This is a genomic window from Pseudomonas sp. SG20056 (genome assembly GCF_031764535.1).
Lineage (GTDB): Bacteria > Pseudomonadota > Gammaproteobacteria > Pseudomonadales > Pseudomonadaceae > Aquipseudomonas.
In genome coordinates this window covers 1300061-1326551 of record NZ_CP134499.1, presented here as the reverse complement: position 1 = coordinate 1326551, position 26491 = coordinate 1300061, and the positions used below count along the sequence as shown (strand labels likewise).

The following is a 26491-nucleotide window of genomic DNA, read 5'->3' as shown; positions in this document are numbered from 1 at the left end:
ACTGCCATAAGCCGCGCCTACAGATAAGCCTCGATATTGCCGAGCGCCCGTGCCACATACGCCTCCTTCTCCCCGACCGGCGCCACATAGTGCAGCGCCTCGGCCGCCGCATCACGCCCAACCAGGCGCGCCAGGGTCCAGGCGGCGAGATAGAGCGAGGCCAGGCAACCGCCGGCAGTGGCCAGGTTACCGCGAGCAAAGAAGGGTTGTTCCAGCACCTCAATGCCAGCTTCCTGCACCCAGGGCTTGGTCGTGAGGTCGGTGCAGCCAGGAATGCCTGCCAACCAACCGGCCTTGGCCAGCAGCAACGTGCCGGAACACTGCGCGCTGATCAGCTGACGCGCAGGGTCGAGTCGCGCCAGCCACTGCATCACGTCTGCGTCCTGAGCAATCTCGCGGGTCTTGATACCGCTGCCGACCAGCACCGCGTCGAATGATTCGATCTCATCCAGCCGCGCCTGGCGATGCAGCTTCACGCCGTTCATCGAGGTCACCGTCTCGCTCGGTGCCGCCAGCGAGACACGCCAGCCTGGCTGTTTGATGCGGTTGAGAATGCCCAGGGCAATCAGCGAATCCAGCTCGTTGAAGCCGTCAAAAGTGAGAATGGCGATATGCATGGCCTGGCCTGCGCGATGGAGTCCGGCCATTCTCGACTCGGCAGCCGCCGTGGCATAGACACAGACACGCACGCCAACAGCCATACAGACGCGCGCCGTCAGCTCGCCGGGCTAAGCATCTCGATCTCGCGAATCTCGAAATCACTGCGCAGGTACTCCATGCGCCGCTCATGGAACTGGCGCATATGCGGCAAGGCACTGTGGATGGCCAGGTGCTCCCGTGACTGCCAAACCTCGTAGAAGATAAACAGTGTCGGGTCCTGGCGATCACGCAGCATGTGATAGGCGATACAGCCGGCCTCGGCGCGACTGGGCCCGACATAGGCGCGGAACAGCGCCTCGAACTCGGCGGCTTTTTCCGGACGGGTGTGGGCGTGCAGGATAAATCCGTATTGGTCAGCCATTTTTGGCTCCTGGCAGTGTGGGCCATTTACCCTACAACAAGAAAAACCAGCCAATTCATGCTTTTTAGTCACATATAATTTGCGCGCCAACGGCTGTTTCTACCCGTCCGCGCGCCCTAGCATGCCGCTATCAATTTCCCGAGGCCCATGCCATGAAGAAGATCTTGCTAATCAACGGCGGCAAACAGTTCGCCCACTCCGACGGCCGCTACAACACCACCCTGCACGACACCGCGCTGGCCTTTCTCGACCGCGCCGGCTTCGACCTCAAGCACACCCACATCGACAGCGGCTACGACGTCGCCGAGGAAGTGCAGAAATTCCTCTGGGCTGACGTGATCATCTACCAGATGCCCGGCTGGTGGATGGGTGCGCCCTGGACGGTAAAAAAGTACATCGACGAGGTGTTTACCGAAGGCCACGGCAGCCTCTACGCCAGCGACGGCCGCACTCGCTCGGACGCCTCACAGAAATACGGCAGCGGCGGCCTGATCCAGGGCAAGCAGTACATGCTGTCGCTGACCTGGAACGCGCCGCAGCAAGCCTTTGATGACCCGACTGATTTCTTTGCAGGCAAGGGCGTGGACGCCGTGTACCTGCCCTTCCACAAGGCCAATCAGTTTCTCGGCATGAGCGCTCTGCCGACCTTCCTCTGCGTCGACGTGATGAAGCGCCCCGCCATCGAGGCCGATATCGCCCGCTACGAGCAGCATCTGGCGCGAGTGTTGGGCTAAGCAGCCGGCCTTAGGGGCAGAGCGGCAAAGCCAGCAGCTGCGCCACAACCCAACTGACCAGGTACACACCCAGGCCGAATACCAGATGGGTGACCAGCGCACGCAATCTGACCTGCCAGGGATTGGCCATCCGCGAGGCCGCCAGGCCCATGCCGAACCCCGGCTGCATCAGCAGCAACGGCGCCGCCACGCTGACAACACCCAGCAGCAGCGCCGGTAGCAGCGTCGGCTGGCAAAACCACTGCGGCCCTACCAACAGCACAAACAGGCCGACGAAGGCCACGCCGATCAGGTAATGGCTGCACCAGCCCAGCAGCCGCTCGCCACGCACGGGTTGTGCCTTGCCGATGGCCGCATGCTGGAAACGGCCATGGCGCATATGCCCCAGCCAGCGGCCGAGCAATGCGTAGTCCAGCGAGGCAACGCCGAACACGCGCCGCCGCGCCAGCGCCCAGGCATCCATCAGCAGCGTTGCGCCCACGCCGACCAAGAGCACGTGCAGAATCAATTGACTGTTCATATCCACCTCTTTTGCTTTGTCTGAAAGGCTGTTTTCATAAGCCTGCCAGTTCAAGTCAACTTGAGGTCAAGGATGAAAGAGATGGATATCGGCAAAGTTTCGCGCTGGTCCGGTTTACCCGCGTCGACCCTGCGCTATTACGAAGAAAAAGGCCTGATCCGCTCCATCGGCCGCAACGGCCTCAAGCGCGTGTTCAGCGACTCGGTAATCCAACGCCTGGCACTGATCGCCCTCGGCCGTGAAGCAGGATTTTCCCTGGATGAAATCGCCACCATGCTCGCCGCAGGCTCCCAGCCAGCGATTGACCGCGCGCAACTGCAAGCCAAGGCCGACGAACTGGACCGCAGCATCAAACGCCTCAGCGCCATCCGCGACGGCCTGCGCCACGCCGCCTCCTGCCCGGCAGACAACCACCTGGAGTGCCCGAAATTCCAGCAACTGATGAACCTGGCCGCCCGCACCACAGCCAGGGGTCGGGTTCATCCGCCGATCAAGTAACGGACTTGAGCGGCATTACTGTCATTACGGCGCGCCAAACAGCGCCGTCCAGTAAATCCCCGCGTCGCTCTTCGGATCATTGGCGTAAGCGGCACCCAGTTCGCTGAACTGCGGGTTCATCATGTTGGCGCAGTGGCCGGGGCTGGCCAACCAACCTGCGAGCACTTTGCTCGCGCTATCCAGACCGGCAGCGATGTTTTCACCTACGCGCTGGCCGCTGTAGCCGGCCAGTTCCGCACGGTCACCGGGGGTGCGGCCGTCAGGGTCCTGGTGATCGAAGAAGTTGCCGTTGGCCATGGCCCGGCTGTGGGCTTCGGCGGTGCTGCCCAGGGTGGCATTCCACACCAGCGGCGCGGCGGCGGCAAAGGCTTGGCTGCCGCACTGACGCGCTGTGCTGCGGGCAACGTTGAGTTGTTCGAGCAACTTCTGCCCTTCCGCCTGCCAGTCGCCCAGGCGCGCCGCCAATAACGGCCGGGCCAGCAGAATGCGCCACTCGCGGTCCTGCTGATTAACGCCGATATCAACAAACTGCGGATCGAGCACGATCTTGCAGAAGCTCTCCTGCAGCACTTTCAACGCCGCTGCCGCATCACGCGGGCCGGACAGGCTGATGGCCTGCACGTTAACCATCGGATAGCCCGCCGCACTCATCGCCTGCTGCAAATCCCCCGAGCGACCTACCGGCTGCACCAGACGCGGATCGGCCGTCAGCGGCGGCAGCTCGGCGGAAGCCTGATCGCCGCAGCGTTGCACTTCGCTGCGGTAGCTGTTGATCAACCCGACCAGTTGCGCATCCTCAGCGGCGTGCGCACCCACAGCGCACGACAGCGCCAACCCCAGGGCAGTGAACGCCCGAATAAAGCCCTTGCTAGCCATAACCCCTCGACTTGAGCATGCCCACGCGGCGTGCCCACAACTGTGATCGGTTGATCTTGGCGCACCTCGCGCACTGAAACCAGCCCAATGCATAGGCCGGATCAGCGATGAAAAAGACTCAGAAGCTGTTTCGGGTCTCGCGAGCTAGAGCCATGCAAGGCAAGAACAGGCGAAGAAGCGGACAACTGCATGGATGCAGGAGGTAGAACGAAGCAGGATGCCCGAGTCGAGTTTACTGGTGTAAATGAGCAGTACTCGTTTCACTCGCCCTTCGGGCCGCGCTGAAGCGCGTTAGCCGCAAGCGGCTTGCCGAGTCTGTTCTTAACGCAGCAGGGCCGATGCGCAGCAGATCCGAGACGGCTTCTTAAACGTAGATGCTGACGCCACCTCTAGCCTGCAACCAATCGCGGTAGGTGGTCAGCGAGTCGGTCTGCTGGTCGCCGTTGTAGCCGACAAAGCTGTCGGTTTTATCCAGGCCAGCGTCGACCAGTTTGTTGACCTGTGCCAGCAGTTTGGCAGCGTCTTCGCGGTCCAGTTCGGCGACATCCGGCAGGGCAATTTTCGAGGTGTCGCTGTCGGGCTCGGCCACCGGGCGAAAGCGATCACTGGCAATTGCGTTGCTCGCACCGCTGCTCTCGGCGTGCATCGCGCGCAGCAGGCCGCCGCGGCTGTTGGCCACCATGCCGCTGGCAAAGCGGCGAATCTCCGCAAGCGGGTCTGGGCTGGTGCTCGGTTTATCCGTACTGCTGCCACTGCCTGCAGCCCCAGCATTGCTGGACTTGGCAGTGTTGGCAAAGTAGCTCGCCAGCGGCGAGTTGTTGGAAATACTGGTCATGGCGAATCCCTGCATAGGTCAGCTGGCAGGCATTTCTGCAGAATATGGGCCAACCACCTGCAAACCAGTAAAAACGGGGCTTTGCGCCAATTTAGTCTTGAACAGAGAGGCAGCGCTTTGCCGCCTCAGGCCGGCTGTTGCCGCTGGCAGCGCACAACCCAGGCCCGGAAACGACAGCGCCCCCGCAGAAACCTGCGGGGGCGCGTGTAGTGGGAGATGGGCAACCAGCCTGGCCGGCTACCCTTAGATTTAGTTAGACCGCGCGCAGACGTTCCTCGGCGAGGAAGTCCTCTTGCAGCAGTGCGTCCTGACCGGGAATATCGCTGGCCTCGTCGGCGTGCAGTGGCGTGACGCGCTTGCTGCGCAGTTTGCCGAATTGATGCTCAAGGGCGTGGTGCAGTTTTTCGATGGAGCCGTCGATGGCCTGTTCCAGTGACTCGGCCTTGTGGGTGACGGAAATAGGTTGCAGGCCCTTTGGCCGTGCTTCGATCTGGCAGCGTTTGTCGTGCGCGCCGGCTTTGGCGCCGTTGTCGTCATGCAGATGGACAACGATGCGGGTCAACTCGTCATCGAAGCGCTCCAGCTTGCTGGCAACACTGGCACTCACCCACTCAACCAGACGAGCACTGCCTTCGATGTGGTTATCGCTGTGAACTTGGATTTGCATAAAGCTTTCCTTCTTCAACTGTTCGCGAAAGCGTCGCCTACCAAGGCGACAACTCCAGCCTACGCCACTACGCCCCCCTTTAGGCAAGCACTAAGACGTTGGTCGTAGCCACAAATCTGTAACGCGCCCGTCTGCAATTCGCTACACCCCTTGTGCCCCGTGAGTTACAAGACTACGGCTGCAAATCAAACAAGATTTTTCCGCTTTCCATGTCGCCAGGCATGGAGAAATGCTCATGGGCAATCAACCATTGCCCACCCTGCAGGCGGAAACACTGGCTTGCGCGCATCCAACTGCTGTGCATTTCACCCTTGTCATCGCTGCCGCCGCAGTGGAATAGGTAGTGCACCACAGCCAGTTCGCCACTGAACAGAAAGCTCGGCTGATGAATCTCGAACAAGCCCGGGCCAGGACACATTTCCATACAGGCCTGCCAATGCGCCTGATAGGCCGCGCGGCCCTGAAACCGTAGCGGGCCGATGGCGTCGTAGGCCACTACATCCTCGGCGTAGTGGCTCATGATGCGGCTGACATCCTTGGACCGGCAGGCGGCGGCCCAGGAGTCCAGTTGCTGTTGAATCTGCGCTTGGGCGTTGCTCATGGTCGTGCTCCTTGTGCTTATTTCTGGGTCGAGGTGCAGCAGGCATGCGCCGCTGCCGGTTGCTGGTATTCGTCGTGCAGGCGGGTCCAGTGCATGCCCTTGCCCTCCAGATCGGGCATGCCGTCCCAACCCTCACCACGGCCGAAGGGCGTGAGGTCGAGGTAGTGAAAGCTGCTCATGAGCATTTCCAGGCCACGGCCGTAGCTGGAGTAGCAGTGATAGACCTGCGCGCCATCGCGCAGAAATACGCTGACGCCGGGCTGTTCGCCCTGCACGTGATAATTCAGGCCAAGGCGCTCTAGTTCGGCCTTGTCACGGTAGTTGTACTCGACCGGAGCGATCTGCTCGTCCGTCGTGGCGTGGTAGTCGTAGTTGAACGCGCTGCCCAGCGAGGAATACCAGGGTACGGTCCAGCCCATGCGCCGCTGAAACGCCTGCAGGTCAGCCAGTGGCGCGCGGGAAACCAGCACCAGGGTGGTGTCGCGGGCATGCAGGTGAGCCTGGTGGCCGATATTGTCGACCACGCAGGAACAACCGTCACAGCCCTCGCCGCGGTCCATGTGGTACATGAAGTGGTAAATGATCAGCTGGCTGCGCCCGGCGAACAGATCAGCCAGGCTCAGCTCACCCTCGGGCCCATGAAAACGGTAATCGGCCTCGACCTTGACCATCGGCAGCTGGCGGCGCTCGACGTTGAGCGCATCGCGTTGCTGGGTCAGCGCCTTTTCTTTGGCCAGCAAGGCCTTGCGAGCAATCAGCCACTGCTCACGGCTGGCAATCTTGGGATATTCAGGACGACTCATGGGCAGTGCTCCTTTTCCGTTGTTTGAACAACGCTGGCAGCTTGCGCTCTAGACCTGCAACTCGCGCACCGGGCGGACTTCCACACAGCCGACCCGCGCCGCCGGAATATTCCCGGCCAACTGGATGGCTTCGTTAAGGTCGCGGGCTTCCACCAGATAGAAACCTGCCAACTGTTCCTTGGTCTCGGCAAACGGGCCGTCGATGATCGACAGCTTGCCGCCACGCATGCGCACGGTGGTGGCGGTCTGCACCGACTCCAGCGCCTCGGCGGCGAGCATGCGACCGCTCTGCGCCACCGATTCGGCGTAGGCGAAACACTCCTCGTCACGTGGGCTGTCGGGCGAGTTATGCAGCGCATGCTCGTTGCTGTAGACCAGGCACAGGTATTTCATGGCGTTCTCCGGTGGTGTGGCGCGGTTACTGACTAATCGAATGGCGCGGCGCGGAATCGACAACAGCGCCGAAAATATTTTCAGGCCCGAGCAACGCTAGCCAAGCAGCGGTTATTCGCCAGGTGGATGACGGCTTAGCCGGTCGGCAACTCGTCCAGGCGCATCTGCAGAAACTGCCGATCCGCGCCCTGCTGCGCCAGTTCCAGTGCCCGCAGATAGGCATCGCGTGCCGGTGCTACGCGGCCAAGGCGGCGATTGAGATCGGCGCGGGCGGCGTGGGCCAGGTGGTAATCGGCCAGTTCGCCGCTGGCCAGCAGCGCGTCGATCAGCGCTAGGCCGGCCTCGGGACCTTGCTGCATGGCCACCGCCACGGCGCGGTTGAGCTCGATTACCGGCGAAGGGTGCAAACGCTGCAAGGCATCGTAAAGCCCGACGATCTGCGCCCAGTCGGTCTGCTCAGCGCTGGCAGCTTCGGCATGTACGGCGGCGATCGCCGCTTGCAGGGTGTAAGCGCCGAAGCGCCGCGAATGCAGTGCCTGCAGCACCAAAGCGTCACCTTCGGCGATCAACGCACGGTCCCACTGGCGGCGATCCTGCTGCTCCAGTAGCACCACTGCGCCGCTGGCCGAACTGCGCGCACTGCGCCGCGATTCGTGCAGCAGCATCAGCGCCAGCAGGCCCTGCACTTCCGGCTCGGGCAGCAGTTCCAGCAGCAGGCGCGCCAGGCGAATGGCCTCATCGGAGAGGTGCGCGCGGGTCAGCGAATCGCCTGAGCTGGCGAAATAGCCTTCGTTGAACACCAGGTAAATCACCCGCAACACGGCATCCAAACGCTCGGGCAGCTCGCTGCGTCCAGGTACTTCATAGGGGATGCGTGCATCGCGAATCTTCGCTTTGGCGCGAACGATGCGCTGGGCCAGGGTGGCGGGCGTGGTGAGAAAGGCACGGGCGATTTCTTCGGTGCCCAGATCGCAGACTTCACGCAGGGTCAGGGCCACCTGAGCATCGCTGGCCAACGCCGGGTGACAACAGGTAAAGATCAACCGCAGACGGTCGTCTTCAAGCAGCTCGCCCTCGTCCAGCGGTGCGTCATCGGCCAATTCGACATGGTCATCCAACGGTTGAAAACGCCGCTGCCGGCGCAAGTTGTCGATGGCCTTGAAGCGTCCCGCCGACACCAGCCAGGCCCTTGGGTTGGCCGGCACACCGCTCTGCGGCCATTGCTCCATGGCCGCGCGAAAGGCTTCGTGTAGCGCCTCCTCGGCCAGATCGAAATCGCCCAGCAAGCGAATCAGGGTGGCCAGCACGCGGCGCGACTCATCGCGGTAGTGCTGCGCCAGCAGGGCCGGCAAGGCGGCAGAATGGTCCATTGCATTGCACTCCATAACGGCAGTGGCTGCGCGCTACCCCTGCCGCGCAACCAGAACCGTTTCACCCTAACGCATTAGATGCGCGTCAGCTTTTCAGCCGATAACCGGTTTTGAAGATAAAGCCCACGGCCAGAATGCACAGCAGCAGAAAGCCGAGAATCATCGCCAAACTCAGGCCAACGTTGACGTCAGAAACGCCGTAGAAGCTCCAGCGGAACGCACTGATCAGGTACACCACTGGGTTGAACAGGGTCACCGTCTGCCAGGCTGGCGGCAGCATGCTGATCGAGTAGAAGGCGCCGCCGAGGAAGGTTAGCGGCGTGACGATCAGCGCCGGCACCACCTGCAACTTCTCCCAGCCATCGGCCCAGACGCCGATGATGAAACCGAACAGGCTGAAAGTCAGCGCGGTCAGCACCAGAAACGCCAGCATCCACAGCGGGTGGAGAATCTCGAAATCGACGAACAGCCGCGCGGTAATCAGGATCACCAGGCCGAGAATGATCGACTTGGTGGCCGCCGCGCCAACATAGCCAATGAGGATTTCCAGATAGGACACCGGCGCCGACAGCAGCTCGTAGATGCTCCCCGAATACTTGGGCATGTAGATGCCGAACGAGGCGTTGGAAATGCTCTCGGTGAGCAGCGCCAGCATGATCAGCCCCGGCACGATAAACGCGCCGTAACTGACGCCCTGCACCTGGGTCATGCTCGAACCGATGGCCGAACCGAACACCACGAAATACAGCGACGTGCTGATCACCGGGGTAGCGATGCTCTGCAGCAAGGTGCGCCAGGTGCGCGCCAGTTCGAACAGGTAGATGGCACGGATTGCGTAGAAATTCATGCGCGCGACTCCTTGACCAAAGACACAAAGATTTCTTCCAGCGAACTCTGGCTGGACTGCAAATCCTTGAAGTCGATGCCGTGCTGGGCGAGGTCCTTGAGCAGTTCGGCGATGCCGGTGTGCTCGCTCTGGGTGTCGAAGGTAAACACCAGCACGCGGCCCTCGTCGCTCAGTTCCAGCGGGTAACGCGCCAGTTCGGCAGGGATGCTCGCCAGGGGCTGCTGCAGCTGCAGGGTCAGCTGCTTCTTGCCGAGCTTGTGCATCAGCGCCTGCTTGTCTTCCACCAGAATGATCCGCCCCTTGCTGATCACCCCGATGCGGTCGGCCATTTCCTCGGCCTCTTCGATGTAATGGGTGGTGAGAATGATGGTCACACCGCGCTCACGCAGACGGCGCACCATGTTCCACATATCGCGACGCAGCTCGACGTCAACGCCTGCCGTGGGTTCGTCGAGGAACAGAATTTGTGGCTCGTGGCTCAGTGCCTTGGCGATCATCACCCGGCGTTTCATGCCACCGGACAACTCGAAAATCCTCGCGTCACGCTTGTCCCACAGCGACAGGTCCTTGAGCAGTTGCTCCAGATAGGCCGGATTGGGCTTCTTGCCGAACAGGCCACGGCTGAACTTCACCGTCGCCCAGACGGTTTCAAACACATCGCTGACCAGCTCTTGCGGCACCAGACCGATCTGCGAGCGCGAAGCGCGGTAGTCCTTGATGATGTCCTGACCGCCCACCAACACCCGCCCGCCGCCTGGGTTGACGATGCCGCAGATAATGCTGATCAGGGTGGTCTTGCCGGCGCCGTTGGGGCCGAGCAGCGCAAAGATTTCGCCGGGGCGAATGTCCAGATTGATGTCCTGCAGCGCCGGATGGCCGCTGGCGTAGGTCTTGCTCAGCTGTTGAATCGAGATCACCGCTTGCACAGAACCTCCTGCTCTGGGGAAAAGCGCAATTGTAGGGAAGTTGGCCGCGCTTGCGGAAATGCTGATGCAGTAACCTGCACGGATTGAGCAGCCCAACGTTGAGCTACAACGGATGCGGCTGCTAGGCTGACCCGAGTTTTATGCAGACAAGGAAATAGATCATGGCTCTTCGTCACGCCCTCACCAGCTTCAGCCTGCTGGCCCTGCTGGCCGGTTGCAGCTCACAGCCGCCCGCCCAGCAAGCAGCCGAAATCAGCGGCGACTGCGATGTCGAGCAGGTTCATGGCGTACTCGGTCAGACCGCCAGCGCCGAGCTGATCGAGCAGGTGCAGCAGCAGGCCAACGCCAAAACCCTGCGCGTGCTCGCCCCCGGCGACGCCGCGACCATGGATTACAACCCGCAGCGCCTGAATATCGATATCGATGAAAGCGAAGTGATCATCCGCCTGACCTGCGGTTGAGCTGCGCGCGATTAACTAAGCCCCGCAGACCGGGCATACTGGCGCACCTGTAAACCAGTCGGCCGCCCGTTTTCATGCGTATTCACGTCAGCTTTATCGACCGCGTTGGCATCACCCAGGAAGTGCTGGCGCTGCTCGGTGGACGCAATCTCAACCTGGATGCGGTGGAGATGGTGCCGCCCAACGTCTATATCGACGCGCCGACCTTGAGCCCCGAGGTGCTCGACGAGCTGCGCGAGGCGCTGTTCAAGGTGCGCGGCGTACAGGCGGTGACCGTTGTCGACATCCTCCCCGGCCAGCGCCGCCACTTGCAACTCGATGCACTGCTCGCCGCCATGACCGACCCGGTATTGGCGGTCGACAGCCAGGGCCGCGTGCTGCTGGCCAACCCGGCGCTGATCGAACTCTGTGGCCAACAGCCTGATGGCCTGGGCATTGGTGAGCTGTTCGCCGACAACGATCTGCACCAGGCGCTGCTCGACCAGGGTTTTCGTCTACCGATGCGTGAGGTCACGCTCAAGGGTCAGGCTCTGCTGCTGGACGCCCAGCCGATCACCGAAGGCGTCGACGGCGGTGCACGGCAACTGGCCGGCGGCCTGCTCAGCCTTTACGCACCGAGCCGCATCGGAGAACGCCTGGCAGCGCTACACCACGACCACGCTGAGGGATTCGACTCGCTGCTCGGCGATTCCGCGCCGATCCGCAGCCTGAAGACCCGCGCTCAGCGCGTGGCCACTCTGGATGCGCCGCTGCTGATCCAGGGCGAAACCGGCACCGGCAAGGAGCTGGTGGCGCGCGCCTGCCATGCCATCAGCACACGACGGACCGCGCCGTTTCTGGCGTTGAACTGCGCGGCATTGCCGGAGAACCTCGCCGAAAGTGAGCTGTTCGGCTACGCCCCCGGTGCCTTTACCGGGGCCCAGCGCGGCGGCAAGCCGGGGCTGTTGGAGCTGGCCAACCAGGGCACGGTATTTCTCGATGAAATCGGTGAAATGTCACCGTACCTGCAGGCCAAGCTGTTGCGCTTTTTAAGCGACGGCAGCTTCCGCCGGGTTGGCGGGCAGAGCGAGGTCAAGGTCAATGTGCGCATCCTTAGCGCCACCCACCGTGACCTGGAAAAGATGGTCGGCGAAGGCGCGTTCCGCGAGGATCTGTTCTATCGCCTCAACGTGCTCAACCTGGAAGTGCCGCCGCTGCGCGAGCGCGGCCAGGACATCCTCTTGCTGGCGCGGCACTTTATGCAGCAGGCCTGCGCGCAGATCCAACGCCTGCCCTGCCGCCTGACGCCGGACACTTACCCGGCGCTGCTGGGCAACCGCTGGCCGGGCAATGTGCGCCAGTTGCAGAACGTGATCTTTCGCGCTGCGGCCATCTGCGAAAGCAATCTGGTGCAAATCGGTGATCTGGACATTGCCGGCACTGCCGTGGCCGCGCAGCAGGCCGAGGGTGAAGTCAGCAGCCTGGAAGCCGCCGTAGCCGAATTCGAAAAGAACCTGCTGGAAAAGCTCTACCCCAGCCACCCTTCGACTCGGCAACTGGCAACTCGCCTGAGCACCTCACACAGCGCGATTGCCATGCGCCTGCGCAAATACGGAATCCCAGGCAAGCCGTAAACACGCGGCTCAGAATCTGCCGTGCCGCCCCGTACCAGCCTTGAAGCGCTGCGCGCCGGCCAGGGTTTCGCCACTGGCTATCACCGCCATGCCGCCGGCAAATTCGTTGGTCATGGCCTGGGCAAACGGCAGGTTCCACTGCGCGTAGGCACTGGCACGATCGGCGAGCATGCAGCGTTGTGGGAAGCCGGCAATTTCCAGTGCCAGTTGCTGCGCTGCAGCCAACGCGCTGCCGGCGGCGACCACCCGATTGACCAGGCCCATGCTCAACGCCTCTTCAGCCAACACCGGACGACCGGTGAGAATCAGATCCAGCGCACGACCCTGGCCGATAATTCGTGGCAAACGCACGGTGCCGCCATCAATCAGCGGCACGCCAAAGCGTCGGCAGAACACCCCAAGCACGGCGTTATCGGCCATCACCCGCAGGTCAGCAAGCAGCGCCAGTTCCAGTCCGCCAGCCACCGCGTGCCCCTCAATGGCGGCGATCAGTGGTTTGCTCAGCTGCATGCGACTCGGCCCCATCGGCCCGTCACCCTCGGTTTCCAGACGATTGGCGCGCTCAGCCCCCGTGGCCACCGCCCCCAGATCAGCACCGGCGCAGAAAGCCCCACCCGCCCCAGTTAACACCGCCACCCGCGCCTGCTCGTCGGCTTCAAAGGCCCGCAATGCCGCGGCCAGTGCCTCCGCCGTCGGCCGATCAACGGCGTTGCGCACCTCAGCGCGGTTGATGATCAGGGTGGTGACCGGGCCGTTCTTTTCGATAATGACGCGCATAACCTGCTCCCTAAAAAGCCGAAGGCCGGCATTTAGCCGGCCTTCACCTTAAAGCCCTGCGCGGTGGAAATCAGCCTGCTGACCGATCTCCCCGCCAGAGTGGCGCAATCAGAGGGCGAACTTCTGCAGGTTGGCCATCATCTCTTTCATCGCTTCGATATTGTCCTTCGGATGAGCCGCGCCCTCGAAGTCACATATCTGCGCAAAGCTGGCTGCCACGTCTTCCGGGCTGAAGCCTTCGCGCGGGTCGAAGCCGGCGCCCAGGCTGCGTTCCCAACGCACTTTGCCCATCCAGCCGCCGCCCACTTCGAACAGGCCGGAGGTTTCTTCGCAGGCATTGCTCGCCAGGTACACCACCAGCGGGCTGACCAGCTCGGGCTTGAGCTGCTCGAACACCTGCGGCGGGATCAAGCCTTCGGTCATGCGCGTGCCACCAGTAGGCGCGATGGCGTTGACCAGGATGTTGTTCTTGCGCCCTTCGAGGGCCAGGGTGCGGGTCAGGCCGTACAGGCCGAGCTTGGCCATGCCGTAGTTAGACTGACCGAAGTTGCCGTAAATGCCCGACGTGGATGCGGTGAAAATCACCCGGCCATAACCCTGCTCACGCATGTGCGGCCAGGCGGCGCGGGTGACCTTGTAGGCCCCTTCGACGTGGACTTTGTAAACCAGGTCCCAGTCGGCGTCTTCCATCTTGTGGAAGGTTTTGTCACGCAGGATACCGGCGTTATTCACCACCACATCGATGCGGCCAAAGGCGTCCAGGGCGCATTGCACGATCTTTTCGCCGTCGGTCACCGAGTCGTGGTTGGCCACTGCAGTACCGCCTGCTGCGCGGATTTCCTCGACCACCTTGTCCGCCGCCGAGGCGTTGGCGCCTTCACCGTGAGTGCTGCCGCCCAAGTCATTCACCACCACCTTGGCGCCGTGTTTGGCGAAAAGCAGCGCATGGGCGCGGCCCAGGCCGCCGCCGGCCCCGGTGACGATTACAACCTGATCTTGAAAACGGATGGCGTCGCTCATGCAGCATTCCTCGGCAGATTAACAATGCACCGAGTGTCCAGCAGTCGCGCTCTGGTCACAATAGCTACGCGAAGCGCTGAATGGTGCGCAATAAAGCAGCGGGATAGTCAGGCCGGGCGGATCAAGCTCAAGTGGTTATACAGATGCAACACATGAGCCTGGGCGTAATCGGCATGGCTTAACGCGCCATAGGCAAAATGCGGCTGTAACTCGCCCTGATACGCGGCAAAGTCGGCAAACGCCTGCTGCAAACGCTGCAGCGCCAGAGCCTGGGTCGCGGGTGTATCCAGCGCAGCGGCACCGGGGATCGCCTCATCCAGCGGATGGCGCATGGCTCCACGCGCAGCAAAGACACTAAACGCCAACGGGCCGACACTGCTGCGGAACCAACCGGGCTTGAGTTCGGGATAACCACTGATGGAATGCTCGATGCTCTGCGCGCAGTGGTTGAACACCTCGGCCGGGCTCCAGCCTTTAAGGCTCGACAGAGGTTTATCAACCAGCCCAGCCAATACCTGCAGCGCGCCCTCCAGGCTTAGGGCCGCCGGTGCCTCGCCACTGGGCAACGCCCAGAACCCGGCACCGAGAACGGCCACACCGCCTAGAGCGGCACCTTTCAGGACTGTACGTCGTTGCATCATTTGGCCTCCAGCCGTTGACGAAATTGCAGGTAATGCGCCAGCACCTGATCCGGCGCTTCGGTCTGCGGATAATGACCAATACCCTCCAGCAGCACAGTGTCTGGCTTGGCAATCAGCTCACGGTAACGCGCCACCATATGCGCCCCGGAAATTGGGTCGACTGCACCGTCGATCACCCGCATCGGCACCGCCGTAGCCTGCATCGCCGCCACCCAACGGTCACGGTTGACGCGGCGCTCGGGCATGTAGCGGATCAAGCGGTGCATCACGGCCGGGCCGTTATGGGCGGCGATCAGGCTCCAGAAGTCATCTAATTCACGCTCACTGGGCTGGCTCTGTGGGCCGAACACTTTGGCAAAACTCTGCGCCAGCTTCTGGCGGCTGAATAACCGGCCAATCAACGGGCCAATGGGGCTGAGCAGCAGCTTCTGCACCAGCACCGGGTGATGCGTTTCCGGAAACAACCCACCATTGAGAAACACGCAACTGGCGAGCTGTACGCGTCCGTCCTGATGCCGTGCCAGCAGCTCTTGCGCCACGCTGTCGCCGTAGTCGTGGGCCAGCACATGCAGCGGTTTGTCCACGCCCAGGTGCACCAGCAGCGCCTGTTGCAGATCAGCCTGCTCCAGCAGGCTGTAGGCATGTCCACGGGGTTTGGCCGAGTCGCCAAAGCCGAGCATGTCACAGGCAATCACCTGGTAGCGCTCCGCCAGCGCGGCCCACAGGTAGTGCCAATCCCAACTGGCAGTGGGAAAACCATGAATCAGCAACAACGGCTCGCCCTGCCCGGCCGTCCAGTAGCGGATGGCATGGCCGTTAAAGCTGAAAGTCTGCCCCGCGCTGCGCCAATCCGCCAGGGCAATCCCTGGCAGCGCCGTCATGCTGCGTAACCTGGCATCTGTTGATCCAGCTTGCGCAGCAGTGCCGGCCACGGCAGTGCGCCGCCCATGCCCTGCGGGCTTTTCATCACGCCGGCAATCATCGCCCGGGCGCCATCGAGAATCTGTTGTGGGATGTGGATCAGCTCTGCCCCGCCACTTTGCGCCATCACCTGAATCTCGCAGGCACGCTGCAGGGTGAACATGCCGAGGAAGGCATCGGCGATGCTGCCAAAGGCGGTGAGCAGGCCGTGGTTGGGCAGGATCATAAAGTTCTTGTCGCCCAAGTCGGCCTGCAGGCGGGCCTTCTCGTCATGGTTCAGCGCTACACCTTCATAGCCGTGGTAAGCCAGGCTGGCGAGGACGAACAGCGACTGCTGCGACAGCGGCAACAAGCCCTGCTTCTGCGCCGATACAGCGATCCCCGCCGGGGTGTGGATATGCAGCACGCAGCCGACGTCGTGACGCACCTCGTGCACGGCGCTGTGGATGGTGTAGCCGGCCGGGTTGATGTCGAACGGACTGTCCATCAGCTTTTTGCCAGTCAGGTCGATCTTCACCAGGCTGGAGGCAGTGATCTCATGGAACATCAGTCCGTAGGGGTTGATCAGAAACTCTTCAGTGCCGGGAATCTTCGCCGAGATGTGGGTGAAAATCAGATCATCCCAGCCATACAGGGCGATCAATCGGTAGCAGGCGGCCAGGTCCACCCGGGTCTGCCATTCGGCGGCGGAGACCTGATCCTTGAGGCTGACAACAGGCAGTGCGTGGGCAACGGTCATGATGAATTCCTCGGCTTTTGTTATTGAAGTGCCCAGGAGTCTAGCGAGGGATGCTGCAAAGGTGAGTCGCTCTGGCGGCCAGCGTGGTGGCCTTGCAGGTCAAACCAGTTCGGGATAAAGCTGCGCCAGCATAGGCCAATCGCGCTGAGCCTCAAGGTCATCACTGAGCAGCTGGAAGCCGGCGAAGTCGAAACCCGGCGTCACCGTGCAGCCCACCAGGGTAAACGCCCCGGTGCTGCGCGCCGCCTGCCAGGCATGTGCCGGCACCAGGCGCTGCGGCAGCTGACCTATGGCCACCGGCCCCAGTCGCGCGCAGCGCACGGCATCGGGCTGCTCGGCCAGCAGCAGCTCCAGCGGCGCACCTTCATAGAAGTGCCAGAGCTCGTCGGCATCCACCCGGTGCCAACGGCTGACCGCGCCGGCCGGCAACAGAAAGATGATCGCCGTGCCGCACAAGCGGCCACCGTCCAGCTGCGCTGACGACTCATACAGACGACGGTAATAACCGCCTTCCGGGTGCGCCTGGAGTTGCAGCGCCGTGATCAGCTCTTGCGCGCGCGGGTGCATCAGCCGTGCAACGCCGTAATAAAGTCCGCCAACCAGGGCTCGGCGTCGGTTTCCGGGGTCACGCTTTCGCTGCTGTCCAGGCGCAGCATCGGCTGCACTTCACGAATGCCCAACTCGGCATACAGCTCGCGCACCAGCTCGCCGCCGCCGCAGAAGGTGTCGCCATAGCTGGAGTCGCCGAGGGCAATTACCCCGCCCGGCAGGCCACTCCAGGCCGGCAGATGATCACGGATGGCGTAGTACAGCGGCTGCAGGTTATCCGGCAATTCGCCCATGCCAGTGGTCGAGGTCACCGCCAGAAAGGCTTCAGGAGCAAACGCCTGAAGATCCGCCAGGCTGGCACGCGGGTTGTGCCAGGCCTCATGACCGGCGGCCTTGAGCAGACGCTCGGCGTGGCGGGCAACTTCCTCGGCGGTGCCGTACACCGAGCCGGAAAGAATGGCGATTTTCATGCAGAACTCCGAAACAGTCAGAACCAAATCGATAAGCCCGGCATTATGCCGCAAGTAGACAGCCCGCCCGGATGTTTTAGAATGCAGCCGACCTAGACTGGGAAATCGCCTCATGATCAACGCCAAACTGCTGCAACTGGTGATCAACGCCTCCAATGACGGCATCGTGGTGGCCGAACAGGAAGGTGATGACAACATCCTGATCTATGCCAACCCCGCTTTCGAAAAGCTCACCGGCTACGCCAGCGAAGACATCCTCTATCAGGATTGTCGCTTCCTGCAGGCTGGCGACCGCGACCAGCCAGGGCTGGATGCCATCCGTGAAGCAGTCAGAACGCACCGCCCGTGCCGGCAGATCATCCGCAACTACCGCAAGGACGGCAGCGTGTTCTGGAATGAGCTGTCGATCACTCCGGTGGTCAATGACGCCGACCAGCTGACCTACTACATCGGCATCCAGAAGAACGTCACCGAGCAAGTCGAAGCGCAGGAGCGGGTCAAGCAGCTGGAAGCCGAACTGGCAACGCTCAAGGCTGAACTGGCGCGCCTGCAGGCGACGACCGGCAGTAACTAATCCTCAAAGCAGCGGTCACAACAGCTCCAGAGCCCGATGTAGACCGCTCCCATGCAAGAACAGGCACTCCTGACCCAGGCAGAACTGGCATTTATCCGCCAGCTGCATCAGCCCGGCCCGACCGAACAACGCAGCCAACCGCGGTTGTCGGTGGATATCGGCAAACAGCTCAGCGAGCTGCTCTCGCACTGTGCCGTGAACGAGCAGCTGAGCCTGCATGCGCATATCGCCAACCAGCACCTGACCTTTGACCTGCACCTCAGCCAGGACGCGCAGAGCACGCCCTATTTGCAGCTCAGCGCCCCGCAGATTTTCGATGAAGGCGAGATCAACCGCGCCTGGCGCTCGCCCCTGCCTGAGCCGTTACCGCTGCACACGCCAAGTGCGCAGCCGAGCGATCTGTGGATTCATCAGCTGTCGATGAATGGTGCGTTGATCGAACATCGGGCACGGAGCAAAGCCCCCAAGCGCTTTCATCTGGTATTGCCAGTAGACGAGCACACGCCGATTGCCTTGACCGGGGTTTTCGTCCGTACAACCGAAGGCGGTCTGCTGGCCTACCAGCTGCACACCCTCGACCGGCGTAGCGACGAACAGTTGCGCCAGTTCATCTACCAGCAACACCTGCAGCAGAAACAACGACTGCATGCTGGGCGCCGCTGAGGCCAGCGACAGACGCCTAGTAAATCCCGGTCAAAAAAAGACCCGCAATCAGGCGGGTCTAAAGTGCAGGCTAAATGCCTGCAGCAGGGATAAAAAAATCCGATAACCGAAAATGGGCGGAACTTGTGGCTATCGGATTGCGCAGTCGTTTCAGGCAGCAAATTCCTCATCGCTGAAGGCCATCAAGGTGGCTTTACCAGCTTTAACCTCAGCCAGCAGGCTGTCGGTTTCCGTCAGGATGCGCGCCATAAAGAAGTCTGCTGACTTCAGCTTGGCGCCATAAAAGGCTGTTTCTGTGCTGCCTTCGGCAAGCTTGGCTTTGGCTACCGCGGCCATACGTGCCCACATCCAAGCAAGGCTGGTAAGGGCGAACAGACGTAAGTAAGGTGTCGCTGCAGCACCCGCTTGCTCAGGATCTTTCATGCCTTCGGTGGCAATCCACATCGTGGCTTGCTGCAGTTGCTTGAGCGCACCACCCACGGCCATTACGTGATCAGCCTCGGCATGCGCCTTGAGCCAACCCTCGATAAGGGCGAAGTAATTGCGCACAGCACGCCCCCCACCCAGCGCTAACTTGCGACCCACGAGGTCAAGCGCTTGGATGCCATTGGTGCCTTCATAAATTCGTGTGATGCGTGAATCACGCACCAGCTGCTCAATACCCCAGTCCTCGGTAAACCCGGAGCCGCCGAGTACCTGCAACCCTTCGTTGGCACTGTTGAAGCCTTCGTCGGTGAGGAAGGCTTTAACCACCGGCGTCAGCAGCTGCACCAGATCATCGGCTTGTTCACGCACAGCTGGGTCTTCATGGTCATGAGCCACATCCTCATGCAGCCCGGTGAAGTAGGCCAGTGCGCGGCACCCTTCGATGGTCACCTTCTGGCGCAGCAACATGCGGCGGACATCCGGATGCACAATGATTGGATCAGCAGGTTTATCAGCGGCTTTCGGGCCCGACAGCGAACGGCTTTGCAGCCGCTCTTTGGCGAAGCCCAGGCTGACCTGATAAGCGCTTTCGGCAATACCGAGGCCCTGCATGCCCACCATCAAGCGCGCCGAGTTCATCATGGTGAACATGCACTTGAGGCCCTTATTGGGCTCGCCAATTAGCCAGCCCTGGGCCCCTTCGAAGTTCATCACACAGGTGGCCGATCCCTTGATGCCCATCTTGTGCTCCAGGCCGCCGCACAACGCAGGGTTGCGACTGCCGTCTGCAAGGAACTTGGGCACCAGGAACAGCGAAATACCTTTTACGCTGTCCGGTGCATCGGGCAGCTTGGCCAGTACCAGATGCAGGATATTGTCGGCCAGATCATGCTCACCACCGGTAATCCAGATTTTGGTACCGCTGATGGCATAGCTGCCGTCCGCCTGCGGTACGGCACGGGTTCGGATCAAACCCAGGTCGGTGCCGCACTGCGGCTCGGTCAGGCACATAGTGCCGGTCCACTCACCGCTGATCAGCTTCGGCAGGTAGCGCTCCTGCAACTCGCGGGCGCCGTGAGCAGTCAGCGCATTGATCGCACCATGGGTCAGGCCCGGATACATGCCCAGCGACAGGTTGGCCGAGCAGACCATCTCCTCAACCATCATGTTCAGCACATGGGGCAAGCCTTGGCCGCCGAACTCCGGGGTACAGGCCAATGCGGTCCAGCCGCCTTCGGCGAACTGTTGGTAAGCAGCGCGGAAACCGTCCGGTGCTTTAACCGATTTACTTTCCGGATCGTACTGGCAGCCCTGTTTATCACCCGGGCCATTGAGTGGGGCCAATACGTTCTCCGCCAATTTGGCGGCTTCTTCCAGAATGGCGCCACCGAGGTCGTTTCCGAACTCGCGCTGACTAGGCAGCGACTGCAGGGTGGCATAAGCGTCGAGCACCTCGTCAAAAACGAAACGCATGTCACGAAGGGGTGCACGGTATTGGGTCATGTTGCTCAGTCCTCAAGCTGTACAAGTGGATACAAGCTATACACAAACAAGCAATGTATAGCTTTTGTATAGCCTAAAGCCCCAGATAGCAAGCATTTTTCTGTACAAGCTGTACAACTAATTGAAATCAACAACAAATCACAGGCACGCAAAAGCGCGATTGTCATAACGACAACCGCGCTTATTCAGGCGTGATTGATAGTGAAATCAGGTATCCAGGTGACCCGCCAGAAACTGCTGCAGGCGACGCTGCATCAGGCGACCTTCATTACCCAGGCAGGCAATCGGCGAACCACTGAGGCTGTCCTCGGCCAGGTCGGCACCGTCACCGGCCAGCACCAGCGGGCAATCCAGTGCCAGCGCCAGGCGCGACAACACCTTGGGCAGGTCATCACTAGGCGGCTGATTGGAGAACAGTACGAGCGCCTGAGGCTGCATCTTTTCACAGATCAGGGTCAGCTCTTCCAGCGGCTGGCCCAGGCCCAACACGCTGACCGCCGTTTCGGCGCTGCTCAGCAGCAACCCAGCTACCAGCAGCTCCAACTCGCGGCAGTGGCCCGGCAAGGCCGCCAGCAGCACACGCTCCTCAACCTGAGCGCGCAACACCTGCAGGCGCTGCAACGTACGCGCCCGCAGGAAGGTGTCGAAAAACAGCCATTCGCTGGTCTGGCCGTATTCCTCCTGGCGCAGCAACAGTTCCTGCCACAGCGGCATCAGGATGTCCTGAAACACCACCGGCAACGGGTAACTGGAGAAAATCTGGCCGTAAAGACGATCCAGGCGTACTTCATCGAAGGCGCTGATAGCGCGGCGTAACTGGGCTTGCCACTCACCCCACTCGCTGGCGCTGACTTCCTCATAGACCGGAGAGCTGGCAGATTTGATCGAGCTGCTTTTGGCCAGAATCTTGCCAACCTTGCTCACCGCCACACCGCGCTCGATCCACGCCAGGATGCTGCGTACCGACTCGATATCGACCTGCGAATACAGGCGATGACCGCTGTCGGTGCGGGTTGGCTGGATCAGCCCATAGCGCCGCTCCCAGGCCCGTAGGGTGACTGGATTGACGCCGGTCAGGCGCGCCACTTCACGAATAGGAAATAACTCTTCCTGCTTGAGGGCACTCGAAACGAGGGACGTAGTACCAACGTGATCGGACATGGGCGCAGGTATCACAGAAAAAATGTTGCACGCATTGTAACTCAGCTATTTACGGCATACTTTGTACAAGACTTATACAAAGAGTTAGACCATGAACAAGCAACCCTGCTGGCCCTTGACCCTTTACTACGATGGCGACTGCCCGTTGTGCGCGCGCGAGATCCAGCTGCTGCGTCAGCGTGCCGATGTACAGCGCCTGTGCCTGGTCGATATCGGCCTCAACGACTTTCATCCCGAATCCGTCGGCCACAGCCGAGAAACCCTGCAGAACCGCCTGCATGCCCGCTTCGCCGACGGGCAATGGGTGACCGGCCTGGATGCCACTCTGTGGAGCTGGCGCGCAGCCGGCCTTGAGCGCTGGGTCATACCACTGACCTGGCCGGCACTGCGACCGCTGCTGGAACTGGGTTACCGACTGTTCTGCCGGCTCCGCCCGCACCTCGACTGGCTACCTCATCCGGACGCCAGCCGACGCTGCAGCAAAGCCGCCTGCGCCATCAACAGAAACCCGCGCTAATTCATTAGCCCAGCCTGATCCATAGCCCCGGATCAGGCTCAAGCAACTCGGGGCGACCAATAATTTCATCGTGGCTTTCTGGCTGCAGCAACAGCATCTGCCGAACTCCGCAACGACGCAGGCGCGTCTTGAGCAATGCCATTCCAGGCCACAGCGCACGCCCCGACGCATACTCCAGCGTGCGCACACTGCCAGTCTTGCTGACCACCTGCACCTTATAGCCGCAACAGCGCAAGGTGAGCACCTCGACATGGCACACCTGCCCACACCGCACTGCAATGCTCAACTGCCAAGGCTTCATAACGGTACACACCTGTACAAGAAAACCAATCTTGTACACGATAAAAACAATTTTATTTAGCCCACCTGTAGAAAAAATATCGATACAGCTCAATGAAATAGGCTTAATGGCATGAAACAGCCCAGTACCCTCACAGGGCGCATGGTTGTACAAAGCCTATTGCTGGTATAACTTTACTCCTGGTTCAGTCGAGGCCACGCCTTACTGGTCAGGTAACCCGGCGCAGCGTCGCTGAACCCACCCTTTTCTTTCTGCCGAGTCGAGCATGAGCGCCAGCGCCGCCCCCATCCTGATTACCGGAGCCAGCCAGCGCATTGGCCTTTACTGCGCCGAACGCCTGCTGGATGACGGTCACTCAGTGATTGTTACCTACCGCAGCGAACGCAACGGCATCGAGGCACTCAGGCAACGTGGCGCTCTAGCCTTGCCGGCCGACTTTTCCAGCGAAGCCGGCATCCTGGCGTTTATCGAACGGCTCAAGCGCCACACTGATAGCCTTCGCGCCATCGTGCACAACGCCTCCGACTGGCTGGTTGAAACGCCGGGCGAAGAAGCCGCAGCCTTTCAGCAGCTATTTGCTGTGCACATGCTCGCGCCGTACCTGATCAACCTGCATTGCGCAGCATTACTGCATCGTTCGACGCCCGCCGATATCGTGCATATCAGCGATGACGTGGCGCGTAAAGGCAGTGCCAACCGGCCGGCCTACTGTGCCAGCAAGGCCGGGCTGGACAGTTTGACGCTGTCGTTTGCCGCGCGTTTCGCCCCACAGATCAAGGTCAACGGTATCGCCCCCGCGCTGATCCTGTTCAACCCGGACGACGACGCCGACTACCGCAATAAAACCCTGAATAAATCGGCACTGGGCATTGAGCCCGGGCCCCAAGTGATCTACCAGAGCTTGCGCTATCTGCTCGACAACCCTTACGTCACCGGTACCACACTGACCGTCAACGGCGGCCGCCACCTCAAATGAGCCTGGCCGCGAGGACCTTGCAATGACTCCAGAACTGCCCAACCACTACCGCGAGATCCTGCTCGGCGTTGGTGAAAACCCCGAACGCGAAGGTCTGCTGGACACACCAAAGCGTGCTGCCAAGGCCATGCAGTACCTGTGCAACGGCTACCACAAGAGCCTGGAAGAAGTGGTCAACGGCGCGCTGTTTGAGTCGGATAACGACGAGATGGTGATCGTCCGTGATATCGAGCTGTACTCACTGTGCGAACACCACATGCTGCCGTTTATCGGCAAGGCTCATGTGGCCTATATCCCCACCGGCAAGGTACTCGGCCTGTCGAAAGTAGCGCGCATCGTCGACATGTTCGCCCGGCGTCTGCAGATTCAGGAAAACCTCACCAAGCAGATCGCCGACGCGATCCAGCAGGTCACCAACGCCGCTGGCGTGGCCGTGGTGATCGAAGCCAAGCATATGTGCATGATGATGCGCGGCGTGGAGAAGCAGAACTCGGTAATGACCTCTTCGGTGATGCTTGGAGCCTTCCGTGAATCCTGCAACACTCGCCACGAATTCCTGCAACTGATCGGACGGAGCAAGTAATGCCGCGACTGGAACCTGGGATGGCGCGCATCCGCGTCAAAGACCTGCGCTTGCGCACCTACATCGGCATCAAGGAAGAGGAGATCAACAACAAGCAGGACGTGTTGATCAACCTGACTATCCTCTACCCCGCTGCCGACGCCGTGCGTGACAACGATATCGACCACGCCCTCAACTACCGCACCATCACCAAGGCAGTGATTAGCCACGTCGAAGGCAACCGTTTCGCCTTACTCGAGCGCCTGACTCAGGAAATCCTCGATCTGGTGATGGAAAACACGGCAGTACGCTATGCCGAAGTGGAAGTCGACAAGCTGCACGCCCTGCGCTTTGCCGAATCGGTGTCGATTACCCTCTCCGCCCACCGTTAGAGTCGCTTAGCCGCAATGACAACAGCTATTGCACATATCCTTGGCCCAGGCGGAGCAGGAAAGTCGACGGTTGGCGCGTTGCTATCGACGAATTTTGGCATTCCAGTGGTTGATCTAGATATTTACTTCATAGAGAACGTCGGAGACATCTCTCACTTCATTAGAACTTATGGTTATGTTGCATACGCCCGCAAAAATGTTCTGAATTACCGGGCAATTGTTGGAAAAATTCTCGATCCAACTGTCGTTGTACTTTCGTCCGGGTTCATGACCTACCCCTCTGATCTCGATGCCAGTTACTCAGAGCTAGTGACGGAAATTTCACGTCACAGTCTAAGCGCACTACTCCTGCCATCCTTTGAAACAGAGGAATGTGTTGCACTCATCGTGCACCGACAACTACAGCGCCCGTATTTGGACTGTGATCGAGAGAGAGAAGAAGCTCGAATACGCTACCGCCTTCCGATTTTCATGGGCTTTCAATGTCAACGCTTCCTCAGCAGCAGCCCTGCCGAGCTGGCAATCGAGATTTGGGCGTTCGTGGCGACGAGCAGACAGTTCAAATCATTCACTTCGCTTACTGCAACCACCCCAGATCAGTCCTGCTGCCAGGGAAATAATTGACAGCACGCACCATGCTCTTATCATCGCCGCCAACGCCTCCCGCCTGCCTTTAGAGAGCATCGCCATGACCGAGCAAGAACGCCTCGAACTTGAAGCCGCCGCCTTTCGCAGCCTGGTGCAACACCTGCGCTCGCGCCCCGATGTGCAGAACATCGACATGATGAATCTCGCTGGTTTCTGCCGTAATTGCCTGTCCAAGTGGTTCAAGGCTGCAGCCGACGACATCGGCGTTGCCATCACCCCGGATGAGGCACGTGAAGAGGTCTACGGCATGCCGTATGCCGAGTGGAAAGCCAAATACCAAAAGGAAGCCAGCGCCGAACAGCAGGCTGCTTTCAGCAAAGGAAAAAAGTAATGAGCGGCCTCAACGACTTTCGCGCCAAGCTGCGCAGCGAACACTTCACCTTCGCCGAAACCCTGGCGTTTATCGCCGAGCACTACCAGTACCAGCCCAGCGCCTTCAGCAATGGCAGCGTGCACAATGCTGCCGGGCAGAATGAAGGCTCATGCAAAACCCTCGGCCTGGCCCTGCTCGAAGGTCTGAGCCTGGAAGAAACCCTGCTGTGCTTTGGTGAGCATTACCGCAGCGTACTGGCCACCCCGAGCGGCAGCGATCACGGCAATATCCGCGCACTGATGGACACCGGCCTGGCGGGCGTACGTTTCGAGCAGCCGTCATTAGAGCGCAACAGCTTGTAATTACGCGCGCAGAAACTTGCGCAACTGTCGGCAAAAGCTGACAGACATCACACTTAAATCCTCCTATGCTGCGCGCCAATACTTGAACGAGAACACCAGGGAAGGTGCTCCGTGCTGCGCCATGGCCGTGCTTCCCCGGTTTCTCCAACCCTACCTGGCTTGGAGTCGCTTAGATGCAGCAGACCTTGGTATGGAAACCATGGCACAACCCCGGCGTGGAAAACCTGCGCCTGAACATCGATGAACATGGCATCAACGCCACCAGTCATCTGATGCAAAGCCTGCAAGGCCACAGCATCGCCGCCACCTACGTGCTCAACTGCGACCCACGCTGGCGCTTTCGCCGCCTGTGGCTGAAGGTCGACAACCACGGCCAACGCAGCCTTAACCTCAAACGTGACATCCGTGGCAACTGGTTCCATAACGGCGAGCCACGCCCGGACCTCAGCGAATGCCAGCAGGTGATGCTCTCCGAATCGCCCTTCACCCACACCCCTGCCCTGCAGCGTTGCGCCCTGGAAACCGGGCAGAGCGAGCTGATGCAGGTGGCCTATGTCGACCTGCTGACCTTAAAAGTGGAAGCACGCAGCCAGCGCTACCAGCGCCTACGCGAAGAAGGCGGAAAAACCCTCTACCGCAGTGAAGCGCAGGGTAAAAAGAGCAGCGAGCTGACCGTCGACGAACACGCCTTGCTGGTCAAAGCCAGCGATCAGTTTTTGCGCATGAGTTCGCGGGATTTGAAGCTGAATACCTGGGTCTAGGTAGACCGCAGACAACAAAAAGCCTCGATTAAATCGAGGCTTTTTGCATT

The 26491-nt window shown here is 60.8% G+C and carries 36 protein-coding genes; 14 read left to right on the top strand and 22 right to left on the bottom strand.

Annotated features, from left to right (window positions below):
* Nucleotides 1-17: 17 nt before the first annotated feature.
* On the bottom strand, nucleotides 18-617 hold the full coding sequence (locus tag RHP75_RS06385; protein WP_311091876.1) for a DJ-1/PfpI family protein: 600 nt from the start codon (nucleotides 615-617) through the stop codon (nucleotides 18-20).
* Nucleotides 618-715: 98 nt separating this feature from the next.
* On the bottom strand, nucleotides 716-1021 hold the full coding sequence (locus RHP75_RS06380; protein WP_311090988.1) for a putative quinol monooxygenase: 306 nt from the start codon (nucleotides 1019-1021) through the stop codon (nucleotides 716-718).
* A gap of 152 nt (nucleotides 1022-1173) precedes the next feature.
* Here RHP75_RS06380 and RHP75_RS06375 point away from each other — a divergent pair, with 152 nt between their 5' ends.
* Nucleotides 1174-1755 carry an NAD(P)H-dependent oxidoreductase gene (locus RHP75_RS06375; RefSeq protein WP_311090987.1) on the top strand — a complete coding sequence of 194 codons (582 nt, stop codon included), beginning with the start codon at nucleotides 1174-1176 and terminating at the stop codon, nucleotides 1753-1755.
* 10 nt (nucleotides 1756-1765) lie between these two features.
* Here RHP75_RS06375 and RHP75_RS06370 read toward each other — a convergent pair whose 3' ends face one another.
* Nucleotides 1766-2275: a DUF2938 domain-containing protein gene (locus tag RHP75_RS06370; RefSeq protein WP_311090986.1), complete on the bottom strand. Its 510-nt coding sequence runs from the start codon at nucleotides 2273-2275 to the stop codon at nucleotides 1766-1768.
* A gap of 72 nt (nucleotides 2276-2347) precedes the next feature.
* Here RHP75_RS06370 and RHP75_RS06365 point away from each other — a divergent pair, with 72 nt between their 5' ends.
* Entirely contained in the window at nucleotides 2348-2773 is a 426-nt protein-coding gene (locus RHP75_RS06365) for a helix-turn-helix domain-containing protein (protein WP_311090985.1), read from the top strand.
* 24 nt (nucleotides 2774-2797) lie between these two features.
* On the opposite strand, the gene RHP75_RS06360 is transcribed toward RHP75_RS06365, so the two are convergent.
* The 9 genes from RHP75_RS06360 to RHP75_RS06320 all read right to left on the bottom strand — a co-directional run bounded on the left by RHP75_RS06360 (nucleotide 2798) and on the right by RHP75_RS06320 (nucleotide 10091).
* The gene (locus tag RHP75_RS06360; protein WP_311090984.1) at nucleotides 2798-3649 is read right to left on the bottom strand and encodes a CAP domain-containing protein; all 852 of its coding nucleotides are present in this window, start codon (nucleotides 3647-3649) and stop codon (nucleotides 2798-2800) included.
* Between the two features lie 364 nt (nucleotides 3650-4013).
* A complete protein-coding gene (locus RHP75_RS06355) occupies nucleotides 4014-4484 on the bottom strand; it encodes a hypothetical protein (protein ID WP_311090983.1) in 471 nt (156 codons plus the stop codon).
* Between the two features lie 253 nt (nucleotides 4485-4737).
* Nucleotides 4738-5151, bottom strand: coding sequence for an HPF/RaiA family ribosome-associated protein (locus RHP75_RS06350; protein ID WP_275963303.1), 414 nt, complete (start codon nucleotides 5149-5151; stop codon nucleotides 4738-4740).
* Between the two features lie 172 nt (nucleotides 5152-5323).
* Nucleotides 5324-5752 (bottom strand): nuclear transport factor 2 family protein, encoded by a 429-nt coding sequence (locus RHP75_RS06345; protein ID WP_311090982.1) that lies wholly within the window; start codon nucleotides 5750-5752, stop codon nucleotides 5324-5326.
* 17 nt (nucleotides 5753-5769) lie between these two features.
* Entirely contained in the window at nucleotides 5770-6555 is a 786-nt protein-coding gene (locus tag RHP75_RS06340; RefSeq protein ID WP_311090981.1) for a DUF899 domain-containing protein, read from the bottom strand.
* Between the two features lie 48 nt (nucleotides 6556-6603).
* On the bottom strand, nucleotides 6604-6948 hold the full coding sequence (locus tag RHP75_RS06335; RefSeq protein WP_311090980.1) for a YciI family protein: 345 nt from the start codon (nucleotides 6946-6948) through the stop codon (nucleotides 6604-6606).
* Between the two features lie 134 nt (nucleotides 6949-7082).
* Nucleotides 7083-8318 carry an RNA polymerase sigma factor gene (locus RHP75_RS06330; protein ID WP_311090979.1) on the bottom strand — a complete coding sequence of 412 codons (1236 nt, stop codon included), beginning with the start codon at nucleotides 8316-8318 and terminating at the stop codon, nucleotides 7083-7085.
* Between the two features lie 85 nt (nucleotides 8319-8403).
* Complete coding sequence (locus RHP75_RS06325) at nucleotides 8404-9165, bottom strand: ABC transporter permease (protein ID WP_090375288.1); 762 nt, start codon at nucleotides 9163-9165, stop codon at nucleotides 8404-8406.
* Complete coding sequence (locus RHP75_RS06320) at nucleotides 9162-10091, bottom strand: ABC transporter ATP-binding protein (protein ID WP_311090978.1); 930 nt, start codon at nucleotides 10089-10091, stop codon at nucleotides 9162-9164. The genes RHP75_RS06325 and RHP75_RS06320 overlap by 4 nt, the downstream gene beginning before the upstream one ends.
* A gap of 161 nt (nucleotides 10092-10252) precedes the next feature.
* On the opposite strand from RHP75_RS06320, the gene RHP75_RS06315 reads away from it, so the two are divergent.
* Nucleotides 10253-10552, top strand: coding sequence for an I78 family peptidase inhibitor (locus RHP75_RS06315; protein ID WP_311090977.1), 300 nt, complete (start codon nucleotides 10253-10255; stop codon nucleotides 10550-10552).
* A 74-nt stretch (nucleotides 10553-10626) separates the two neighbouring features.
* The gene (locus RHP75_RS06310) at nucleotides 10627-12165 is read left to right on the top strand and encodes a sigma-54-dependent transcriptional regulator (RefSeq protein ID WP_311090976.1); all 1539 of its coding nucleotides are present in this window, start codon (nucleotides 10627-10629) and stop codon (nucleotides 12163-12165) included.
* A 9-nt stretch (nucleotides 12166-12174) separates the two neighbouring features.
* Here the strand turns inward: RHP75_RS06310 and RHP75_RS06305 are convergent, their stop codons facing one another.
* The 7 genes from RHP75_RS06305 to RHP75_RS06275 form a co-directional block, all read right to left on the bottom strand.
* The gene (locus tag RHP75_RS06305; RefSeq protein ID WP_311090975.1) at nucleotides 12175-12942 is read right to left on the bottom strand and encodes a crotonase/enoyl-CoA hydratase family protein; all 768 of its coding nucleotides are present in this window, start codon (nucleotides 12940-12942) and stop codon (nucleotides 12175-12177) included.
* A gap of 108 nt (nucleotides 12943-13050) precedes the next feature.
* Nucleotides 13051-13962, bottom strand: coding sequence for an SDR family oxidoreductase (locus RHP75_RS06300; protein ID WP_311090973.1), 912 nt, complete (start codon nucleotides 13960-13962; stop codon nucleotides 13051-13053).
* A 107-nt stretch (nucleotides 13963-14069) separates the two neighbouring features.
* Nucleotides 14070-14600 (bottom strand): DUF1569 domain-containing protein, encoded by a 531-nt coding sequence (locus tag RHP75_RS06295; RefSeq protein ID WP_311090972.1) that lies wholly within the window; start codon nucleotides 14598-14600, stop codon nucleotides 14070-14072.
* The gene (locus RHP75_RS06290; protein ID WP_311090971.1) at nucleotides 14600-15484 is read right to left on the bottom strand and encodes an alpha/beta hydrolase; all 885 of its coding nucleotides are present in this window, start codon (nucleotides 15482-15484) and stop codon (nucleotides 14600-14602) included. The genes RHP75_RS06295 and RHP75_RS06290 overlap by 1 nt, the downstream gene beginning before the upstream one ends.
* Nucleotides 15481-16263 carry a class II aldolase/adducin family protein gene (locus RHP75_RS06285; protein ID WP_311090970.1) on the bottom strand — a complete coding sequence of 261 codons (783 nt, stop codon included), beginning with the start codon at nucleotides 16261-16263 and terminating at the stop codon, nucleotides 15481-15483. The genes RHP75_RS06290 and RHP75_RS06285 overlap by 4 nt, the downstream gene beginning before the upstream one ends.
* Nucleotides 16264-16362: 99 nt before the next feature.
* The gene (locus RHP75_RS06280) at nucleotides 16363-16830 is read right to left on the bottom strand and encodes a cupin domain-containing protein (RefSeq protein WP_311090969.1); all 468 of its coding nucleotides are present in this window, start codon (nucleotides 16828-16830) and stop codon (nucleotides 16363-16365) included.
* Nucleotides 16830-17282: a flavodoxin gene (locus RHP75_RS06275; protein ID WP_311090968.1), complete on the bottom strand. Its 453-nt coding sequence runs from the start codon at nucleotides 17280-17282 to the stop codon at nucleotides 16830-16832. Before RHP75_RS06275 ends, RHP75_RS06280 begins: the two co-directional genes overlap by 1 nt.
* A gap of 112 nt (nucleotides 17283-17394) precedes the next feature.
* On the opposite strand from RHP75_RS06275, the gene RHP75_RS06270 reads away from it, so the two are divergent.
* Both RHP75_RS06270 and RHP75_RS06265 read left to right on the top strand, forming a co-directional pair.
* Nucleotides 17395-17856 carry a PAS domain-containing protein gene (locus tag RHP75_RS06270; protein ID WP_311090966.1) on the top strand — a complete coding sequence of 154 codons (462 nt, stop codon included), beginning with the start codon at nucleotides 17395-17397 and terminating at the stop codon, nucleotides 17854-17856.
* Between the two features lie 51 nt (nucleotides 17857-17907).
* A complete protein-coding gene (locus RHP75_RS06265) occupies nucleotides 17908-18519 on the top strand; it encodes a PilZ domain-containing protein (protein WP_311090964.1) in 612 nt (203 codons plus the stop codon).
* 150 nt (nucleotides 18520-18669) lie between these two features.
* Here the strand turns inward: RHP75_RS06265 and RHP75_RS06260 are convergent, their stop codons facing one another.
* Together RHP75_RS06260 and RHP75_RS06255 are read right to left on the bottom strand one after the other, a co-directional pair.
* Nucleotides 18670-20448, bottom strand: coding sequence for an acyl-CoA dehydrogenase C-terminal domain-containing protein (locus tag RHP75_RS06260; RefSeq protein ID WP_311090963.1), 1779 nt, complete (start codon nucleotides 20446-20448; stop codon nucleotides 18670-18672).
* Between the two features lie 207 nt (nucleotides 20449-20655).
* Complete coding sequence (locus RHP75_RS06255) at nucleotides 20656-21609, bottom strand: MerR family transcriptional regulator (protein WP_311090962.1); 954 nt, start codon at nucleotides 21607-21609, stop codon at nucleotides 20656-20658.
* Between the two features lie 91 nt (nucleotides 21610-21700).
* Here RHP75_RS06255 and RHP75_RS06250 point away from each other — a divergent pair, with 91 nt between their 5' ends.
* The gene (locus tag RHP75_RS06250; protein ID WP_311090961.1) at nucleotides 21701-22126 is read left to right on the top strand and encodes a DUF393 domain-containing protein; all 426 of its coding nucleotides are present in this window, start codon (nucleotides 21701-21703) and stop codon (nucleotides 22124-22126) included.
* Nucleotides 22127-22130: 4 nt separating this feature from the next.
* On the opposite strand, the gene RHP75_RS06245 is transcribed toward RHP75_RS06250, so the two are convergent.
* Complete coding sequence (locus RHP75_RS06245; protein WP_311090960.1) at nucleotides 22131-22580, bottom strand: hypothetical protein; 450 nt, start codon at nucleotides 22578-22580, stop codon at nucleotides 22131-22133.
* A gap of 112 nt (nucleotides 22581-22692) precedes the next feature.
* Between RHP75_RS06245 and folM the strand changes: the two genes are divergently transcribed.
* The 7 genes from folM to RHP75_RS06210 all read left to right on the top strand — a co-directional run bounded on the left by folM (nucleotide 22693) and on the right by RHP75_RS06210 (nucleotide 26441).
* The gene (folM, locus tag RHP75_RS06240) at nucleotides 22693-23403 is read left to right on the top strand and encodes a dihydromonapterin reductase (RefSeq protein ID WP_311090959.1); all 711 of its coding nucleotides are present in this window, start codon (nucleotides 22693-22695) and stop codon (nucleotides 23401-23403) included.
* 22 nt (nucleotides 23404-23425) lie between these two features.
* Complete coding sequence (gene folE, locus RHP75_RS06235) at nucleotides 23426-23986, top strand: GTP cyclohydrolase I FolE (RefSeq protein WP_269382030.1); 561 nt, start codon at nucleotides 23426-23428, stop codon at nucleotides 23984-23986.
* Complete coding sequence (gene folX / locus RHP75_RS06230; protein WP_311090958.1) at nucleotides 23986-24357, top strand: dihydroneopterin triphosphate 2'-epimerase; 372 nt, start codon at nucleotides 23986-23988, stop codon at nucleotides 24355-24357. The genes folE and folX overlap by 1 nt, the downstream gene beginning before the upstream one ends.
* Nucleotides 24358-24372: 15 nt before the next feature.
* Entirely contained in the window at nucleotides 24373-24981 is a 609-nt protein-coding gene (locus tag RHP75_RS06225; protein WP_311090957.1) for a shikimate kinase, read from the top strand.
* Between the two features lie 64 nt (nucleotides 24982-25045).
* Nucleotides 25046-25336 (top strand): DUF1244 domain-containing protein, encoded by a 291-nt coding sequence (locus RHP75_RS06220; protein ID WP_160013515.1) that lies wholly within the window; start codon nucleotides 25046-25048, stop codon nucleotides 25334-25336.
* Entirely contained in the window at nucleotides 25336-25680 is a 345-nt protein-coding gene (locus tag RHP75_RS06215) for a HopJ type III effector protein (RefSeq protein WP_311090956.1), read from the top strand. Before RHP75_RS06220 ends, RHP75_RS06215 begins: the two co-directional genes overlap by 1 nt.
* A gap of 173 nt (nucleotides 25681-25853) precedes the next feature.
* The gene (locus RHP75_RS06210; RefSeq protein WP_311090955.1) at nucleotides 25854-26441 is read left to right on the top strand and encodes a putative glycolipid-binding domain-containing protein; all 588 of its coding nucleotides are present in this window, start codon (nucleotides 25854-25856) and stop codon (nucleotides 26439-26441) included.
* Nucleotides 26442-26491 lie beyond the last annotated feature (50 nt).